An 18,289-nucleotide genomic window follows, 5' to 3' on the forward strand; every position below is an offset into this window, starting at 1 on the left:
ACGTGTTATTCGGTTTCCAGATCGATATCGATGCCGAGGGAACGAATTTCTTTGATCAACACGTTGAAGGACTCGGGCATGCCCGGCTCCATACGGTGATCGCCGTCCACGATGTTTTTGTACATCTTGGTACGACCGTTCACATCGTCCGACTTCACTGTGAGCATTTCTTGCAGAGTGTATGCAGCACCGTATGCTTCCAGTGCCCAGACCTCCATCTCCCCGAAACGCTGACCACCGAACTGCGCCTTACCACCCAGCGGCTGCTGGGTAACCAGGCTGTACGAACCGGTAGAACGAGCGTGCATCTTGTCGTCTACCAAGTGGTTCAGTTTCAGCATGTACATGTAGCCAACGGTAACTGGACGCTCGAACTTGTTGCCGGTACGGCCGTCGGTCAGCTGCATCTGGCCGCTCTCTGGCAGGTCCGCCAGTTTCAGCATGGCCTTGATTTCGCTTTCCTTGGCGCCGTCGAACACCGGAGTGGCCATTGGCACACCGCCGCGCAGGTTGTTCGCCAGATCCAGAATCTCCTGATCGGAGAAGCTGTCCAGGTCTTCGTTGCGACCACCGATCTGGTTGTAGATTTCGTCCAGGAAGGTGCGCAGCTCCGCCACCTTACGCTGCTCTTCAACCATGCGGTTGATCTTCTCGCCCAGACCTTTGGCCGCGAGGCCCAGGTGAGTTTCGAGAATCTGACCAACGTTCATACGCGAAGGTACGCCCAGCGGGTTGAGGACGACGTCGACCGGGGTGCCATTGGCATCGTGCGGCATGTCTTCAACCGGCATGATCACGGAGACCACACCCTTGTTACCGTGACGACCGGCCATCTTGTCGCCCGGCTGGATGCGACGACGGATTGCCAGGTAGACCTTGACGATTTTCAGCACGCCTGGAGCCAGGTCATCGCCCTGCTGCAGTTTGCGCTTCTTGTCTTCGAACTTGTCGTCCAGCAGACGGCGGCGGTCAACGATGTAGGCCTGAGCCTTCTCGAGCTGCTCGTTCAGAGCATCTTCAGCCATGCGCAGTTTGAACCACTGGCCGTGCTCAAGACCGTCGAGAACTTCGTCGGTGATTTCCTGGCCTTTCTTCAGACCGGCGCCGCCTTCGGCTTTATGGCCGACCAGAGCGGAGCGCAGACGTTCGAAGGTCGCGCCTTCCACGATGCGGAACTCTTCGTTCAGATCCTTGCGGATCTCGTCGAGCTGGCTCTTCTCGATGGACAGAGCACGAGCGTCACGCTCAACGCCGTCACGAGTGAAGACCTGTACGTCAATGACAGTACCCTTGGTACCGGTAGGCACACGCAGGGAGGTGTCTTTAACGTCGCTGGCTTTCTCACCGAAGATCGCACGCAGCAGCTTCTCTTCCGGAGTCAGTTGAGTCTCGCCTTTCGGAGTGACCTTACCGACCAGGATGTCGCCTGCGCCAACTTCAGCACCTACATAAACGATACCGGCTTCGTCCAGCTTGTTCAGTGCAGCCTCACCCACGTTCGGGATGTCTGCAGTGATTTCCTCTGGGCCAAGCTTGGTGTCACGAGCCACGCAGGTCAGTTCCTGGATGTGGATCGTGGTGAAGCGGTCTTCCTGAACCACACGCTCGGACAGGCAGATGGAGTCTTCGAAGTTGAAGCCGTTCCATGCCATGAAGGCGATACGCATGTTCTGACCCAGTGCCAGCTCACCCATGTCGGTGGACGGACCATCGGCCATGATGTCGCTGCGCTGTACCCGATCACCCTTTCTCACCAGCGGACGCTGGTTGATGCAGGTGTTCTGGTTGGAGCGGGTGTACTTGGTCAGGTTGTAGATATCAACACCGGCTTCGCCAGTCTCAACTTCGTCATCCGCAACACGAACCACGATACGGCTGGCATCGACCGAGTCGATCACGCCGCCACGGCGAGCCACAACGCAAACACCGGAGTCACGGGCAACGTTGCGCTCCATGCCGGTACCTACTAGCGGCTTGTCGGCACGCAGTGTCGGTACAGCCTGGCGCTGCATGTTGGAACCCATCAATGCACGGTTGGCGTCGTCGTGCTCGAGGAACGGGATCAGCGACGCTGCAACCGAAACTACCTGCTTCGGCGAAACGTCCATCAAGGTGACGTCTTCCGGCGCCTTGACAGTGAATTCGTTCAAGTGACGAACAGCTACCAGCTCATCGATCAGCTGACCTTTGTCGTTCATGGTCGCCGAAGCCTGGGCGATCACGTGATCGGCCTCTTCGATGGCGGACAGGAACACAATCTCGTCGGTAACCAGAGCGTCTTTCACTACACGGTACGGGCTCTCAAGGAAGCCGTACTGGTTGGTGCGCGCATAGGCCGCCAGGGAGTTGATCAGACCGATGTTCGGACCTTCCGGCGTTTCGATCGGGCATACACGACCGTAGTGAGTCGGGTGTACGTCACGAACCTCAAAGCCTGCGCGCTCGCGGGTCAGACCACCTGGGCCGAGTGCAGAGACACGACGCTTGTGGGTGATCTCGGAGAGCGGGTTGTTCTGGTCCATGAACTGCGACAGCTGGCTGGAACCGAAGAACTCTTTCACTGCCGCCGCCACTGGCTTGGCATTGATCAGGTCTTGCGGCATCAGGCCTTCGCTTTCGGCCATCGACAGACGCTCTTTGACCGCACGCTCTACACGCACCAGGCCAACGCGGAACTGGTTCTCGGCCATTTCGCCTACGCAGCGAACACGACGGTTACCCAGGTGGTCGATGTCATCGACGATGCCTTTACCGTTACGGATGTCGACCAGAGTCTTCAGTACGGCAACGATGTCTTCTTTGCACAGCACGCCAGAACCTTCGATCTCGGTACGACCGATCCGACGGTTGAACTTCATCCGGCCAACGGCGGACAAGTCATAGCGCTCAGGGCTGAAGAACAGGTTGTTGAACAGCGTCTCGGCTGCATCTTTGGTCGGCGGCTCGCCAGGACGCATCATGCGATAGATCTCGACCAGCGCTTCCAATTGGTTGCTGGTGGAGTCGATCTTCAGAGTGTCGGAAACGAACGGACCGCAGTCGATGTCGTTGGTGTACAGAGTTTCGATGCGAACAACCTGAGCCTTGGCGATTTTTGCCAGAATTTCAGTGTTCAGCTCGGTGTTGCACTCTGCCAGGATTTCGCCGGTAGCCGGGTGCACGATAGCCTTGGCGGTGGTACGACCCAGGACATAGTCCAGAGGTACATCCAGCTCCTTGATACCGGCTTTTTCCAGCTGGTTGATGTGACGAGCGGTGATACGACGACCCTGCTCGACAATAACCTTGCCCTTGTCATCCTGGATGTCCAGAACGGCAATTTCACCACGCAGGCGCTGAGGCACCAGCTCCAGGCTCAGGCTCTCGCCTTTCACATGGAATACGTTGGTGGTGTAGAAAGCGTCCAGCACTTCTTCAGTGGTGTAACCCAGCGCGCGCAGCAGAACCGACGCAGGCAGCTTGCGGCGACGGTCAATACGGACGAACACGCAGTCTTTCGGGTCGAACTCGAAGTCCAGCCACGAACCGCGGTACGGAATGATCCGCGCAGAGTAAAGCAGCTTACCGGAGCTGTGCGTCTTGCCACGGTCGTGGTCGAAGAATACGCCAGGGGAACGGTGCAGCTGGGAAACGATTACACGCTCGGTACCGTTGATTACGAAGGTACCGTTCTCAGTCATCAGGGGGATTTCACCCATGTAGACTTCTTGCTCTTTGATGTCCTTGATCGCTTTGTTCGACGATTCTTTGTCGAAAATGATCAGACGGACTTTTACCCGCAAAGGTACGGCGTAAGTCACACCACGCAACACGCATTCTTTAACATCAAACGCCGGTTCGCCCAGGCGATAACCGACATACTCCAACGCAGCATTGCCGGAGTAGCTGATGATCGGGAAAACGGATTTGAAGGCCGCATGCAGGCCCACGTCGCGGAACTGATCTTTAGTCGCTCCCGCTTGCAAGAATTCACGATACGAATCCAGCTGGATGGCCAGGAGGTACGGCACATCCATGACGTCCGGCAACTTGCTAAAGTCCTTGCGGATACGTTTTTTCTCAGTATATGAGTAAGCCATCAGCGTTCCCCAGCTTGGTCACCTGCTTATTCGGCTTCTCCCGACGGGAGCAGCCAGAAAATCGTGCAAACCCTTTGGTTTGCGCCACCGCACAGGGTGGGTTACAGCACGTTAAAGGCACCGACCCAGTCGGTCGCCAATAACGGAAAAAGGCCGGTGGCAAAAGCCACCAGCCATCAGCCGTTCGCTTAACGCTTGGGCTGGAGACACAAAGTCGATGCTTACTTGAGCTCGACTTTAGCGCCTGCTTCTTCCAGAGCTGCTTTGGCTTTTTCAGCTGCTTCTTTAGCAACAGCTTCCAGAACCATGGCAGGAGCGCCGTCAACTACAGCCTTGGCTTCTTTCAGGCCCAGACCGGTCAGTTCACGTACAGCCTTGATCACGTTAACTTTCTTCTCGCCAGCTTCGGTCAGCATGACGTTGAATTCAGTTTGCTCTTCAACAACAGCGGCAGCAGCAGCTGGGCCAGCGGCGGCAACAGCAGCGGTAACGCCGAAGGTTTCTTCCATTGCCTTGATCAGCTCAACAACTTCCAGAACGGTTTTCTGGCCGATTGCTTCGATGATTTGCTCGTTAGTCAGAGACATGACTATAAATTCCTGTATTGGGGTGACAGCCTACGCAGCCATCAAATTAAACATATGATTTTGAAAGGGCTTGCGGTGCCTTAGGCAGCAGCAGCTTCTTTCTGGTCGCGAATAGCCGCCAGAGTACGAGCCAGCTTGCTGGTAGCGCCTTGAATCACGCTCATCAGCTTCGCAATAGCTTCGTCGCGAGTTGGCAGCGAAGCCAACACGTCGATCTCGTTTGCTGCGAGGTACTTGCCCTCGAACGCAGCTGCCTTGATCTCGAACTTGTCCTGACCCTTTGCGAACTCTTTGAAAATACGAGCGGCAGCGCCCGGATGTTCCTTGGAGAATGCAATCAGGGTAGGGCCGACGAACGCGTCGTTGAGCACGTCATATTGAGTGCCTTCAACAGCGCGCTTGAGCAGGGTGTTACGTACAACACGTACGTAAACACCAGCTTCGCGGGCCTCTTTACGGAGTCCGGTCATTGCGCCTACTGTCACGCCGCGGGCATCAGCCACAACAGCAGACAGAGCGACTTTGGCAGCCTCGTTGACTTCAGCGACGATGGCCTTCTTGTCTTCGAGTTTAATTGCCACGGGTTTAACTCCTGCTTGTTACCGTTTCATCCAACCGGAGCTGGATGTCGTTTTGGTGTCTGATTCGGTAAGGAACCGGGAGCACCATCTGCGTAGGCTTGAGGTTTAAGACTTGCGTCGCCTACGGTCTTGGATAGCCCCCGCCAGGCAGGGACCCCAATTTTTCAGCGGATGCAATCACTTGCATCCGCTTGTGTCTTATACGTCCAGCGAACCCTGGTCGATGACCAGACCTGGGCCCATAGTGGTGCTCAGGGTAACGCGCTTAACGTAGATGCCTTTCGAAGAAGCTGGCTTGATACGCTTCAGGTCAGCGATCAGGGCTTCAACGTTTTCCTTCAGCTTGACCGCGTCGAAGCCGACCTTGCCAACGGAAGTGTGGATGATGCCGTTTTTGTCGGTGCGGTAACGAACCTGACCAGCCTTGGCGTTCTTGACTGCCGAAGCTACGTCTGGAGTAACGGTACCGACTTTCGGGTTAGGCATCAGGCCACGAGGACCCAGAACCTGACCCAGCTGACCTACAACGCGCATTGCATCCGGGGAAGCAATAACTACGTCATAGTTCAGGTCGCCGCCTTTCATTTCGGCAGCCAGATCATCCATACCTACGCGGTCTGCACCGGCAGCCAGAGCAGCTTCAGCAGCTGGACCCTGGGTGAACACAGCTACACGTACAGTCTTGCCAGTGCCGTGCGGCAGCACAGTAGCGCTACGAACAACCTGGTCAGATTTACGTGGGTCTACGCCCAGGTTCACAGCAACGTCTACGGACTCGCTGAACTTAACGGTCGACAGCTCGGTCAGGAGAGCGGCGGCTTCTACGAAGTTGTAGGCCTTGCCTGCTTCAATCTTGCCGGCGATAGCCTTTTGGCGCTTGGTCAGCTTAGCCATTACACACCCTCCACGTTAAGGCCCATGCTACGAGCAGAACCGGCGATAGTACGCACGGCTGCATCCATATCAGCTGCAGTCAGATCCGCGTTTTTGGTTTTCGCGATCTCTTCCAGCTGAGCACGGGTAACGGTGCCAACCTTAACGGTGTTCGGACGAGCGGAACCGCTGGTCAGACCAGCAGCTTTCTTCAGCAGAACCGAAGCAGGGGTGCTCTTAGTTTCGAAAGTGAAGCTGCGGTCACTGTAAACAGTGATGATCACAGGAGTCGGCAGACCTGGCTCAAGACCCTGAGTACGGGCGTTGAAAGCCTTGCAGAATTCCATGATGTTCACGCCGTGCTGACCCAGAGCTGGACCAACGGGCGGGCTTGGGTTGGCCTGAGCGGCCTTAACTTGCAGCTTGATGTAAGCAGTAATCTTCTTAGCCATGAGGCACTCCAATTACGGGTTCAGACGCCTAGAAAGGCTCCCCGGTTACTTGCGCGTTTATCCCAGTGACGACAAAACCCCACAGCCTAAGGCTGCGGGGTATGGGATTCTCGTCCAGTTATGCCTTCTCGACCTGACTGAACTCTAGCTCTACCGGAGTAGAGCGACCGAAAATGAGCACAGCCACCTGAATACGGCTCTTTTCGTAGTTAACTTCTTCGACCGTGCCATTAAAGTCAGCGAATGGACCGTCAGTAACACGAACCACTTCACCCGGCTCAAACAGGGTCTTGGGCTTAGGCTTATCACTACCATCAGCGACGCGACGCAGAATCGCCTCCGCTTCTTTATCAGTAATAGGAGCCGGCTTATCGGCAGTACCACCGATAAAGCCCATCACACGAGGAGTGTCCTTGACCAAGTGCCAAGTACCCTCATTCATATCCATCTGAACCAGCACATAGCCTGGAAAGAATTTACGCTCGCTTTTGCGCTTCTGGCCGTTACGCATCTCAACCACTTCTTCAGTGGGAACCAGAATTTCGCCGAAGCCATCTTCCATGCCAGCCAGCTTCACGCGCTCGATCAACGAGCGCATTACATGCTTCTCGTAACCCGAGTAAGCATGCACAACGTACCAACGCTTAGCCACGGGACACCCTTAGCCAACAATCAAGGAAACAAGCCAGCCGAGCAGGGAATCTAACCCCCACAACAGCAACGCCATAACCAGAACCACAGCCACAACAATCAAAGTGGTTTGCGTGGTTTCTTGGCGAGTAGGCCATACGACTTTACGAATCTCAGTGCGCGCTTCCTTAACCAGCACAAAGAACGACTTGCCCTTAGCAGTTTGCAGACCAACAAAGGCAGCAACAGCAGCAATAGCAAGCAGCGCTAGGACACGGTACAGGATCGGCGAAGCAGAGTAGTACTGATTGCCAACAACACCAACAATCACCAAAGCGACCACGACGAGCCACTTGAGCAGATCGAAGCGAGAGCCTTGAGCTTCAGCTTTAGGAGTCATCTGTGAAGATCCTGTGAAAAGAAAGCCAGACACATTGAGTGAATCTGGCAGGTCAGGAGGGAATCGAACCCCCAACCTACGGTTTTGGAGACCGTCGCTCTGCCAATTGAGCTACTGACCTAAAAACAAAATCAGGCCGACCATTATGTCGGCCCGATGGAGATATTTCAAGAGCTTATTCGATGACTTTGGCTACGACGCCGGCGCCGACGGTACGACCGCCTTCACGGATAGCGAAACGCAGACCATCTTCCATCGCGATGGTTTTGATCAGAGTGACAGTCATCTGGATGTTGTCACCTGGCATTACCATTTCAACGCCTTCTGGCAGCTCGCAGTTACCAGTCACGTCAGTAGTACGGAAGTAGAACTGTGGACGGTAGCCTTTGAAGAACGGAGTATGACGGCCGCCTTCTTCTTTGCTCAGAACGTAAACTTCAGCGGTGAACTTGGTGTGAGGCTTAACGGTGCCTGGCTTAACCAGAACCTGACCACGCTCAACGTCATCACGCTTAGTACCACGCAGCAGAACGCCGCAGTTCTCGCCAGCACGACCTTCGTCGAGCAGTTTGCGGAACATTTCAACGCCGGTGCAGGTAGTTTTCTGAGTGTCGCGCAGACCAACGATCTCAACTTCTTCCTGGATGCGAACGATACCACGCTCAACACGGCCAGTTACCACGGTGCCACGACCGGAGATCGAGAATACGTCTTCGATTGGCATCAGGAACGGCTTGTCGATAGCACGCTCTGGCTCTGGGATGTAGGTATCCAGAGTTTCTACCAGACGCTTAACAGCGGTGGTACCCATTTCGTTGTCGTCTTGGCCGTTCAGAGCCATCAGAGCCGAACCGATGATGATCGGAGTGTCGTCACCTGGGAAGTCGTAAGTGCTCAGCAGATCGCGCACTTCCATCTCAACCAGTTCCAGCAGCTCAGCGTCGTCAACCATGTCAGCCTTGTTCAGGAAGACAACGATGTACGGAACGCCTACCTGACGGGACAGCAGGATGTGCTCACGAGTTTGTGGCATCGGACCATCGGCAGCCGAGCAAACCAGGATCGCGCCGTCCATCTGAGCAGCACCGGTGATCATGTTTTTGACGTAGTCGGCGTGACCTGGGCAGTCAACGTGCGCGTAGTGACGAATGTGCGAATCGTACTCTACGTGAGCAGTGTTGATGGTGATACCACGAGCCTTTTCTTCTGGGGCGCTGTCGATCTTGTCGAAGTCAACACGAGCCGAACCGAAAACTTCGGAGCAAACGCGAGTCAGAGCAGCAGTCAGAGTGGTTTTACCGTGGTCAACGTGACCGATAGTACCCACGTTAACGTGCGGCTTATTACGTTCGAACTTTTCCTTAGCCATCGAAATCACCCCTAGGAGAAGAATTAAGCAACTCACACAAGCCATTAAAACAAAGGCAGATATTTTCATATCTGCCTTGTTATATGGAGCTCTTGAGCGGATTTGAACCGCTGACCTCACCCTTACCAAGGGTGTGCTCTACCAACTGAGCTACAAGAGCAAAACACTTTGCAAAATCCGCAAACTTGGAGCGGGTAGCGGGAATCGAACCCGCATCATCAGCTTGGAAGGCTGAGGTTCTACCACTAAACTATACCCGCGGAGCCTGCAGCTCTCGCTAAATCTGGTGGAGGGGGAAGGATTCGAACCTTCGAAGTCGTAGACGTCAGATTTACAGTCTGATCCCTTTGGCCGCTCGGGAACCCCTCCTAAGCGAGGCAGCATTCTATACTATGCCACCCTTCTGTCAAGCATTTTCTCAATTAAATCTTGAGGTTAGCTGCATTGACCTAACTCTTTAGCTTCAACCTCAAGAGGTCTTCACTGCGGAGCGGGCGCCATTCTATGCAACCTATTCGACAGTTGCAACCCCCTCACACGGCATTATTTTATGTTTTAACTCATTGAATTCCTTAGCAAGGCTCAGCAACTGAGGATCATCCACTAGATGCTTGCTTTCAGGAGATATGCGCAACCAAAAACCTGATGAACCAGGGGCATTCAAAGCCTGCAATTTGACCTCGACACCCAACTCACCGAGACGCCGCTCAAGCCCCTGAGCCGACTCTCGACGCACAAAGCCCCCCAGATACAGACAACCTGCCTCCGCATCTGCCACCCGCCCCTTATCACGTCGCTCGACCGCGTCAGTAGACTCGCTCAGCAGTCGAATATCCTGCTGAGATCCTCGATAAAGTGAGAGCGGCATCACTTCTTTTGCCCGAAGCGGGGCCTCCTGCTGATGCCAGACGTAGTAGAAAACATTGAGTACCAATAACAGCAGAAACAACCAACGCATAAACACCTCACGACAGCGGACGCGCCACAGCCAATCTAATTAGCGCTAGCCAGAGCTCAAGAGTCGTCGCACAACCTCAAACTAAGCTCTCCACCGCTATATACCTTTTCCTCGCCCCCCACCTTAAGGCGCAGCCCTCCCTGGCGATCAACTCCCAGAACGACCCCATCAACTTTAGTTACACCCGCTATCAGAGACACTGCGCGCCCCTGCCATAGGTGGTTTTGCTCCCACTCATGCTGGATAGCTGAAAACCCCTGCAAGCGATGACGCTCCAGATAAGCGGCCAGAACCTCGCCCAGACGAGCGACAAGCTGATTTCGATCCATGATCTTGCCAGACTCGAGCCTTACCGAAGTCCATTCCTGATCGACCTCCTCAGAACCTTGCATGTTCACATTGATCCCAACACCAATGACGACATGACATACATCTGCAGGATCACCCACCAACTCAAGAAGTATTCCAGCAATCTTTTTCTGACCGACCAAGACATCATTTGGCCATTTCAGCCCCGCACCTGGAACGCCACAGCCTCGAAGAGCCTGCATCACAGCCAGGCCCACAACCAGACTGAGCCCCTCCAACTGCCGCATACCACCATCAACTCGCAACACAAGGCTGTAGTAAATGTTCTCAGCGAAGGGACTGACCCACTTACGACCGCGCCGACCGCGCCCCGCTGTTTGTCGCTCAGCTAGAACCAGGAAGGGAGCAACACATCCACGCTCGATCGAGCGCAGCGCCTCGGCGTTTGTCGAGTCCAGAAAATCAAAAACCTGGACCGCCCAGGGAGCATCGGGAGAAAGACGATTAATTTTCTCTGCGCTTAACAAAGTAATTGGGGAGGCCAGTCGGTAACCACGACCTCGCACCTTATGAATATCGAGCCCCAACTCCGCCTCAAGAAGCTGTAATTGCTTCCATATAGCACTACGAGTAACACCCAACGCACACCCAAGGGCTTGCCCTGAGTGAAATTGCCCATCCTTAAGAAGCTCTAACAACGTCGACATGCAAGCTCCGCCTTACAATGAGGCTGGAATGATAGCTATGCCCCAAGCCATTGCATAGAAATCACCGTAGGCAAAGGGCATCAGAGGGAGATCGAAGCACTGGCAGCCGCAGCCGAGCGGTCATGGCCGGCCGCAGCAGCGCAACTTTTCTGCAGCGCAAAAACAAAACCCCAACTGCTTTCGCAATTGGGGTTTCGGAATTTAATCTTGACGATGACCTACTCTCACATGGGGAAACCCCACACTACCATCGGCGATGCATCGTTTCACTTCTGAGTTCGGGATGGGATCAGGTGGTTCCAACGCTCTATGGTCGTCAAGAAATTCGGTAGCCAGTCCGTTGCTTGTGCAACGTGCCAGCGAATGGGTATGTAATAGGTTTGTGTGTTTGCAAACTTTCGGTTCATTTCGTCTTCACACACCGCAACTCGCTTCTTAAGCAAATTGCTTGGGTGTTATATGGTCAAGCCTCACGGGCAATTAGTATTGGTTAGCTCAACGCCTCACAGCGCTTACACACCCAACCTATCAACGTCGTAGTCTTCGACGGCCCTTTAGGGGATTCAAGATCCCAGTGAGATCTCATCTTGAGGCAAGTTTCCCGCTTAGATGCTTTCAGCGGTTATCTTTTCCGAACATAGCTACCCGGCAATGCCACTGGCGTGACAACCGGAACACCAGAGGTTCGTCCACTCCGGTCCTCTCGTACTAGGAGCAGCCCCTCTCAAATCTCAAACGTCCACGGCAGATAGGGACCGAACTGTCTCACGACGTTCTAAACCCAGCTCGCGTACCACTTTAAATGGCGAACAGCCATACCCTTGGGACCGGCTTCAGCCCCAGGATGTGATGAGCCGACATCGAGGTGCCAAACACCGCCGTCGATATGAACTCTTGGGCGGTATCAGCCTGTTATCCCCGGAGTACCTTTTATCCGTTGAGCGATGGCCCTTCCATACAGAACCACCGGATCACTAAGACCTACTTTCGTACCTGCTCGACGTGTCTGTCTCGCAGTCAAGCGCGCTTTTGCCTTTATACTCTACGACCGATTTCCGACCGGTCTGAGCGCACCTTCGTACTCCTCCGTTACTCTTTAGGAGGAGACCGCCCCAGTCAAACTACCCACCATACACTGTCCTCGATCCGGATAACGGACCTGAGTTAGAACCTCAAAGTTGCCAGGGTGGTATTTCAAGGATGGCTCCACGCAAACTGGCGTTCACGCTTCAAAGCCTCCCACCTATCCTACACAAGCAAATTCAAAGTCCAGTGCAAAGCTATAGTAAAGGTTCACGGGGTCTTTCCGTCTAGCCGCGGATACACTGCATCTTCACAGCGATTTCAATTTCACTGAGTCTCGGGTGGAGACAGCGCCGCCATCGTTACGCCATTCGTGCAGGTCGGAACTTACCCGACAAGGAATTTCGCTACCTTAGGACCGTTATAGTTACGGCCGCCGTTTACCGGGGCTTCGATCAAGAGCTTCGCGTTAGCTAACCCCATCAATTAACCTTCCGGCACCGGGCAGGCGTCACACCCTATACGTCCACTTTCGTGTTTGCAGAGTGCTGTGTTTTTAATAAACAGTCGCAGCGGCCTGGTATCTTCGACCGGCATGAGCTTACGGAGCAAGTCCTTCACCCTCACCGGCGCACCTTCTCCCGAAGTTACGGTGCCATTTTGCCTAGTTCCTTCACCCGAGTTCTCTCAAGCGCCTTGGTATTCTCTACCCAACCACCTGTGTCGGTTTGGGGTACGGTTCCTAGTTATCTGAAGCTTAGAAGCTTTTCTTGGAAGCATGGCATCAACCACTTCGTCACCTAAAAGGTAACTCGTCATCAGCTCTCGGCCTTAGAACCCCGGATTTACCTAAGATTCCAGCCTACCACCTTAAACTTGGACAACCAACGCCAAGCTGGCCTAGCCTTCTCCGTCCCTCCATCGCAATAACTAGAAGTACAGGAATATTAACCTGTTTTCCATCGACTACGCTTTTCAGCCTCGCCTTAGGGACCGACTAACCCTGCGTCGATTAACGTTGCGCAGGAAACCTTGGTCTTTCGGCGTGGGTGTTTTTCACACCCATTGTCGTTACTCATGTCAGCATTCGCACTTCTGATACCTCCAGCAAGCTTCTCAACTCACCTTCACAGGCTTACAGAACGCTCCTCTACCGCATCACTTACGTGATACCCGTAGCTTCGGTGTATGGTTTGAGCCCCGTTACATCTTCCGCGCAGGCCGACTCGACTAGTGAGCTATTACGCTTTCTTTAAAGGGTGGCTGCTTCTAAGCCAACCTCCTAGCTGTCTAAGCCTTCCCACATCGTTTCCCACTTAACCATAACTTTGGGACCTTAGCTGACGGTCTGGGTTGTTTCCCTTTTCACGACGGACGTTAGCACCCGCCGTGTGTCTCCCATGCTCGGCACTTGTAGGTATTCGGAGTTTGCATCGGTTTGGTAAGTCGGGATGACCCCCTAGCCGAAACAGTGCTCTACCCCCTACAGTGATACATGAGGCGCTACCTAAATAGCTTTCGAGGAGAACCAGCTATCTCCGAGCTTGATTAGCCTTTCACTCCGATCCACAGGTCATCCGCTAACTTTTCAACGGTAGTCGGTTCGGTCCTCCAGTCAGTGTTACCTAACCTTCAACCTGCCCATGGATAGATCGCCCGGTTTCGGGTCTATTCCCAGCGACTAGACGCCCTATTAAGACTCGCTTTCGCTACGCCTCCCCTATTCGGTTAAGCTCGCCACTGAAAATAAGTCGCTGACCCATTATACAAAAGGTACGCAGTCACAGAACAAAGTCTGCTCCCACTGCTTGTACGCATACGGTTTCAGGATCTATTTCACTCCCCTCTCCGGGGTTCTTTTCGCCTTTCCCTCACGGTACTAGTTCACTATCGGTCAGTCAGTAGTATTTAGCCTTGGAGGATGGTCCCCCCATATTCAGACAAGGTTTCTCGTGCCCCGTCCTACTCGATTTCATGACTAAGAGATTTTCGCGTACAGGGCTATCACCCACTATGGCCGCACTTTCCAGAGCGTTCCGCTAATCTCAAAGCCACTTAAGGGCTAGTCCCCGTTCGCTCGCCACTACTAAGGGAATCTCGGTTGATTTCTTTTCCTCAGGGTACTTAGATGTTTCAGTTCCCCTGGTTCGCCTCTTGCACCTATGTATTCAGTACAAGATAACCATCTTATGATGGCTGGGTTCCCCCATTCAGAGATCTCCGGATCAAAGTCTGTTTGCCGACTCCCCGAAGCTTATCGCAGGCTACCACGTCTTTCATCGCCTCTGACTGCCAAGGCATCCAACCGTATGCGCTTCTTCACTTTGACCATATAACCCCCAAGCAATCTGGTTTATACTATGAAGAGATCATTCGCCGAAAATTTGCAATTTAACTCACAAATTTTACCTTAGCCTGATCCGTTACCAGTGAAAGTAACGTTCAGTCTATCTTTCTATCACATACCCAAATTTTTAAAGAACGATCTAATCAAAAGACTAGAAATCAACATTCAATGTGAATGCTCATTTCTAAGCTTTCAGAAGCAGTTTATGGTGGAGCCAAGCGGGATCGAACCGCTGACCTCCTGCGTGCAAGGCAGGCGCTCTCCCAGCTGAGCTATGGCCCCATAACAAAATTGGTGGGTCTGGGCAGATTCGAACTGCCGACCTCACCCTTATCAGGGGTGCGCTCTAACCAACTGAGCTACAGACCCAATTTCGAGCTTGTAACTGTTAGCTTGGAGCTATCAGCTTGGAGCTTAAAGCTGCTTCTATCGTCTTCTTCAATGAATCAAGCAATTCGTGTGGGAGCTTATGAAGCAGCTGATGTCGTCGATTAAGGAGGTGATCCAGCCGCAGGTTCCCCTACGGCTACCTTGTTACGACTTCACCCCAGTCATGAATCACACCGTGGTAACCGTCCCCCCGAAGGTTAGACTAGCTACTTCTGGTGCAACCCACTCCCATGGTGTGACGGGCGGTGTGTACAAGGCCCGGGAACGTATTCACCGCGACATTCTGATTCGCGATTACTAGCGATTCCGACTTCACGCAGTCGAGTTGCAGACTGCGATCCGGACTACGATCGGTTTTATGGGATTAGCTCCACCTCGCGGCTTGGCAACCCTTTGTACCGACCATTGTAGCACGTGTGTAGCCCAGGCCGTAAGGGCCATGATGACTTGACGTCATCCCCACCTTCCTCCGGTTTGTCACCGGCAGTCTCCTTAGAGTGCCCACCATAATGTGCTGGTAACTAAGGACAAGGGTTGCGCTCGTTACGGGACTTAACCCAACATCTCACGACACGAGCTGACGACAGCCATGCAGCACCTGTCTCAATGTTCCCGAAGGCACCAATCCATCTCTGGAAAGTTCATTGGATGTCAAGGCCTGGTAAGGTTCTTCGCGTTGCTTCGAATTAAACCACATGCTCCACCGCTTGTGCGGGCCCCCGTCAATTCATTTGAGTTTTAACCTTGCGGCCGTACTCCCCAGGCGGTCAACTTAATGCGTTAGCTGCGCCACTAAGAGCTCAAGGCTCCCAACGGCTAGTTGACATCGTTTACGGCGTGGACTACCAGGGTATCTAATCCTGTTTGCTCCCCACGCTTTCGCACCTCAGTGTCAGTATCAGTCCAGGTGGTCGCCTTCGCCACTGGTGTTCCTTCCTATATCTACGCATTTCACCGCTACACAGGAAATTCCACCACCCTCTACCATACTCTAGCTTGCCAGTTTTGGATGCAGTTCCCAGGTTGAGCCCGGGGCTTTCACATCCAACTTAACAAACCACCTACGCGCGCTTTACGCCCAGTAATTCCGATTAACGCTTGCACCCTCTGTATTACCGCGGCTGCTGGCACAGAGTTAGCCGGTGCTTATTCTGTCGGTAACGTCAAAATACTCACGTATTAGGTAAGTACCCTTCCTCCCAACTTAAAGTGCTTTACAATCCGAAGACCTTCTTCACACACGCGGCATGGCTGGATCAGGCTTTCGCCCATTGTCCAATATTCCCCACTGCTGCCTCCCGTAGGAGTCTGGACCGTGTCTCAGTTCCAGTGTGACTGATCATCCTCTCAGACCAGTTACGGATCGCAGCCTTGGTGAGCCATTACCTCACCAACTAGCTAATCCGACCTAGGCTCATCTGATAGCGTGAGGTCCGAAGATCCCCCACTTTCTCCCGTAGGACGTATGCGGTATTAGCGCCCGTTTCCGGACGTTATCCCCCACTACCAGGCAGATTCCTAGGCATTACTCACCCGTCCGCCGCTCGCCACCAGGTACAAGTACCCGTGCTGCCGCTCGACTTGCATGTGTTAGGCCTGCCGCCAGCGTTCAATCTGAGCCATGATCAAACTCTTCAGTTCAAACATCTTTGGGTTTTGAGAAAACCCTAAACTTGGCTCAGCAATCGTTGGTTACATCTTTGATTTCTCGCGGAGTAACTTGTGATGCTGATAATCTTTTTGACTATCAGTCTGACTCCACAAGCACCCACACGAATTGCTTGATTCAGTTGTTAAAGAGCGGTTGGTTAAGATCTTTCGTCTCAACCGAGGCGCGCATTCTACAGCAGCCTCATTTACTGTCAAGCGATTTTTTAAGAAGTTTTTGAAGATTTCCTCAACAACTTCAACCACTTGCGCTTTCGATCTCTCGTTAGCGGGAGGCGAATTCTACAGCGTTACACGCTGCTGTCAACACCTCTTTTCAACCGCTTTCGACCGAGACGATCGAATCGTTAATAAGGCGAAAACACACTGCCTTACTAACTGCTTCTGGCTTCGATGAACTGAAGCGTAACCGCCGCCGAAAACTGCGTAACTCGTTGAATATCAAGGAGTTTTCCGTTTCGACTGCGCCGGAAGTGGGGCGAATTATAGAGACATATAACTCGCCGTCAACACCTATTTTCTGCTTTATTCGGATTTGAGCGTAATGCGCGCAAATGCCTTCTTGCCGGCCTGACAAACATGCGTCGCGCCCAATGCATATATAAAGGTGCGATCAACAACTTCGCCATCCACGCGCACACCACCAGAACCCAGAAGGTCGCGCGCCACTGCAGCGTTCTTAACCAGCCCAGCTTTATTAAGGACGGCAGCAATCGGCATATCCTCAGTGGCCGTCAGCTCGATCTCCGGCAAATCCTCTGGCAGTTCGCCATCCTTCATGCGGTTGCCCGCAGCACGATGAGCACTTGCAGCCGCCTCCTCACCATGGAAGCGCGCAACAACTTCCTCAGCCAGTTTGATCTTGATGTCACGCGGATTCGCACCCGCCTCGACATCAGCGCGGAATGCATCGATTTCTTCCATCGAACGGAAGCTGAGCAGCTCGAAATAACGCCACATCAACGCATCAGGAATGGAAACCAACTTGCCATACATAACCCCTGGCGCTTCCTGGATACCCACGTAGTTGCCCAAGGACTTGGACATCTTCTTGACCCCATCCAACCCTTCAAGCAACGGCATGGTCAGGATGCATTGCGCCTCTTGACCATAACCGCGCTGCAGCTCACGCCCCATCAACAGGTTGAACTTCTGATCGGTACCACCCAGCTCGACATCAGCACGCAGCGCAACCGAGTCGTACCCCTGAACCAGCGGATACAAAAACTCATGGATAGCAATCGGCTGATTGGTCGAGTAGCGCTTATCGAAGTCATCGCGCTCGAGCATGCGCGCAACCGTGTATTGAGAAGTCAGACGAATGAAGTCCGCCGGCCCCATCTTGTCCATCCAAGTCGAGTTGAAAGCCACCTCAGTCTTGGCTGGATCAAGAATCTTGAAGACCTGGCTTTTATAGGTCTCGGCATTTTCCAGAACCTGCTCGCGAGTCAACGGCGGACGAGTGGCACTCTTGCCGCTTGGATCACCGATCATCCCGGTAAAGTCGCCAATCAGGAAGATCACTTGATGACCCAGATCCTGAAATTGACGCAGCTTATTGATAAGCACGGTATGCCCAAGGTGCAAATCCGGCGCAGTCGGATCGAAGCCGGCCTTGATACGCAGCGGCACGCCACGCTTGAGCTTCTCGATCAACTCGGACTCGACCAACAACTCTTCCGCACCACGCTTGATCAGCGCTAGCTGCTCTTCAACCGACTTCATAACAGACCCGCAAGGCTCAGATTCAAAAGGGAACCAACCATACAAGATCACGGACTAATTACAAGTTTTGCCCGGCGTACGGGTGCATTCAGAGAACAGAGTGTCCGCGCGCTTGCGTCACAGATGATTTGGTTATATTTTATACAGTTATTTCATCGTCATCATGTCATTCATCTTTTCCATTTCATCTT

At 53.4% G+C, this 18,289-nt stretch carries 11 protein-coding genes, 6 tRNA genes and 3 rRNA genes; all 20 read right to left on the minus strand.

Annotated features, from left to right (window positions below; all coding sequences use genetic code 11):
* Nucleotides 1-5: 5 nt before the first annotated feature.
* The 20 genes from rpoB to tyrS all read right to left on the minus strand — a co-directional run bounded on the left by rpoB (nucleotide 6) and on the right by tyrS (nucleotide 18,098).
* Nucleotides 6-4,079, minus strand: a complete 4,074-nt coding sequence (rpoB, locus tag POS17_RS27340) for a DNA-directed RNA polymerase subunit beta (RefSeq protein WP_016968678.1) — start codon at nucleotides 4,077-4,079, stop codon at nucleotides 6-8.
* Nucleotides 4,080-4,300: 221 nt separating this feature from the next.
* Entirely contained in the window at nucleotides 4,301-4,666 is a 366-nt protein-coding gene (gene rplL, locus POS17_RS27345) for a 50S ribosomal protein L7/L12 (RefSeq protein WP_060841342.1), read from the minus strand.
* Nucleotides 4,667-4,746: 80 nt separating this feature from the next.
* The gene (gene rplJ, locus POS17_RS27350; protein WP_016968679.1) at nucleotides 4,747-5,247 is read right to left on the minus strand and encodes a 50S ribosomal protein L10; all 501 of its coding nucleotides are present in this window, start codon (nucleotides 5,245-5,247) and stop codon (nucleotides 4,747-4,749) included.
* 198 nt (nucleotides 5,248-5,445) lie between these two features.
* Entirely contained in the window at nucleotides 5,446-6,141 is a 696-nt protein-coding gene (rplA, locus tag POS17_RS27355; RefSeq protein ID WP_011063782.1) for a 50S ribosomal protein L1, read from the minus strand.
* Nucleotides 6,141-6,572, minus strand: coding sequence for a 50S ribosomal protein L11 (gene rplK / locus POS17_RS27360; protein ID WP_003176435.1), 432 nt, complete (start codon nucleotides 6,570-6,572; stop codon nucleotides 6,141-6,143). Before rplK ends, rplA begins: the two co-directional genes overlap by 1 nt.
* Nucleotides 6,573-6,690: 118 nt before the next feature.
* Nucleotides 6,691-7,224, minus strand: coding sequence for a transcription termination/antitermination protein NusG (gene nusG, locus POS17_RS27365; RefSeq protein ID WP_002555501.1), 534 nt, complete (start codon nucleotides 7,222-7,224; stop codon nucleotides 6,691-6,693).
* A 9-nt stretch (nucleotides 7,225-7,233) separates the two neighbouring features.
* Nucleotides 7,234-7,602 carry a preprotein translocase subunit SecE gene (gene secE / locus POS17_RS27370; RefSeq protein WP_016968680.1) on the minus strand — a complete coding sequence of 123 codons (369 nt, stop codon included), beginning with the start codon at nucleotides 7,600-7,602 and terminating at the stop codon, nucleotides 7,234-7,236.
* Nucleotides 7,603-7,647: 45 nt separating this feature from the next.
* Nucleotides 7,648-7,723 (minus strand) — tRNA-Trp (locus POS17_RS27375).
* A gap of 54 nt (nucleotides 7,724-7,777) precedes the next feature.
* Entirely contained in the window at nucleotides 7,778-8,971 is a 1,194-nt protein-coding gene (gene tuf, locus POS17_RS31330; RefSeq protein ID WP_060841339.1) for an elongation factor Tu, read from the minus strand.
* Nucleotides 8,972-9,055: 84 nt separating this feature from the next.
* Nucleotides 9,056-9,131, minus strand: a tRNA-Thr gene (locus POS17_RS27385).
* 26 nt (nucleotides 9,132-9,157) lie between these two features.
* Nucleotides 9,158-9,231 (minus strand) — tRNA-Gly (locus POS17_RS27390).
* A 24-nt stretch (nucleotides 9,232-9,255) separates the two neighbouring features.
* Nucleotides 9,256-9,340: transfer RNA gene (locus POS17_RS27395), tRNA-Tyr, on the minus strand.
* 142 nt (nucleotides 9,341-9,482) lie between these two features.
* Complete coding sequence (locus POS17_RS27400; protein ID WP_060841344.1) at nucleotides 9,483-9,929, minus strand: hypothetical protein; 447 nt, start codon at nucleotides 9,927-9,929, stop codon at nucleotides 9,483-9,485.
* A gap of 56 nt (nucleotides 9,930-9,985) precedes the next feature.
* Complete coding sequence (birA, locus tag POS17_RS31335) at nucleotides 9,986-10,945, minus strand: bifunctional biotin--[acetyl-CoA-carboxylase] ligase/biotin operon repressor BirA (RefSeq protein WP_082729938.1); 960 nt, start codon at nucleotides 10,943-10,945, stop codon at nucleotides 9,986-9,988.
* 205 nt (nucleotides 10,946-11,150) lie between these two features.
* Nucleotides 11,151-11,266 (minus strand): 5S ribosomal RNA (gene rrf, locus POS17_RS27410).
* 138 nt (nucleotides 11,267-11,404) lie between these two features.
* Nucleotides 11,405-14,298 (minus strand): 23S ribosomal RNA (locus POS17_RS27415).
* A 223-nt stretch (nucleotides 14,299-14,521) separates the two neighbouring features.
* A tRNA-Ala gene (locus POS17_RS27420) sits at nucleotides 14,522-14,597 on the minus strand.
* 10 nt (nucleotides 14,598-14,607) lie between these two features.
* Nucleotides 14,608-14,684: transfer RNA gene (locus POS17_RS27425), tRNA-Ile, on the minus strand.
* 123 nt (nucleotides 14,685-14,807) lie between these two features.
* Nucleotides 14,808-16,346 (minus strand): 16S ribosomal RNA (locus tag POS17_RS27430).
* Together the 16S, 23S and 5S rRNA genes with 2 tRNA genes alongside form the textbook arrangement of a ribosomal RNA operon.
* 552 nt (nucleotides 16,347-16,898) lie before the next feature.
* Entirely contained in the window at nucleotides 16,899-18,098 is a 1,200-nt protein-coding gene (gene tyrS / locus POS17_RS27435) for a tyrosine--tRNA ligase (protein ID WP_060841346.1), read from the minus strand.
* Between the last annotated feature and the right edge of the window lie 191 nt (nucleotides 18,099-18,289).

This window comes from Pseudomonas sp. Os17, assembly GCF_001547895.1.
In the GTDB taxonomy this organism is placed as follows: Bacteria; Pseudomonadota; Gammaproteobacteria; order Pseudomonadales; family Pseudomonadaceae; genus Aquipseudomonas.

Coding starts and splice junctions, on each gene's coding strand:
- birA (WP_082729938.1), bottom strand. CDS start 10,945: ATGTCGACGTTGTTAGAGCTTCTTAAGGATGGGCAATTTCACTCAGGG.
- rpoB (WP_016968678.1), bottom strand. CDS start 4,079: ATGGCTTACTCATATACTGAGAAAAAACGTATCCGCAAGGACTTTAGC.
- rplK (WP_003176435.1), bottom strand. CDS start 6,572: ATGGCTAAGAAGATTACTGCTTACATCAAGCTGCAAGTTAAGGCCGCT.
- tyrS (WP_060841346.1), bottom strand. CDS start 18,098: ATGAAGTCGGTTGAAGAGCAGCTAGCGCTGATCAAGCGTGGTGCGGAA.
- tuf (WP_060841339.1), bottom strand. CDS start 8,971: ATGGCTAAGGAAAAGTTCGAACGTAATAAGCCGCACGTTAACGTGGGT.
- rplL (WP_060841342.1), bottom strand. CDS start 4,666: ATGTCTCTGACTAACGAGCAAATCATCGAAGCAATCGGCCAGAAAACC.
- secE (WP_016968680.1), bottom strand. CDS start 7,602: ATGACTCCTAAAGCTGAAGCTCAAGGCTCTCGCTTCGATCTGCTCAAG.
- rplA (WP_011063782.1), bottom strand. CDS start 6,141: ATGGCTAAGCTGACCAAGCGCCAAAAGGCTATCGCCGGCAAGATTGAA.
- POS17_RS27400 (WP_060841344.1), bottom strand. CDS start 9,929: ATGCGTTGGTTGTTTCTGCTGTTATTGGTACTCAATGTTTTCTACTAC.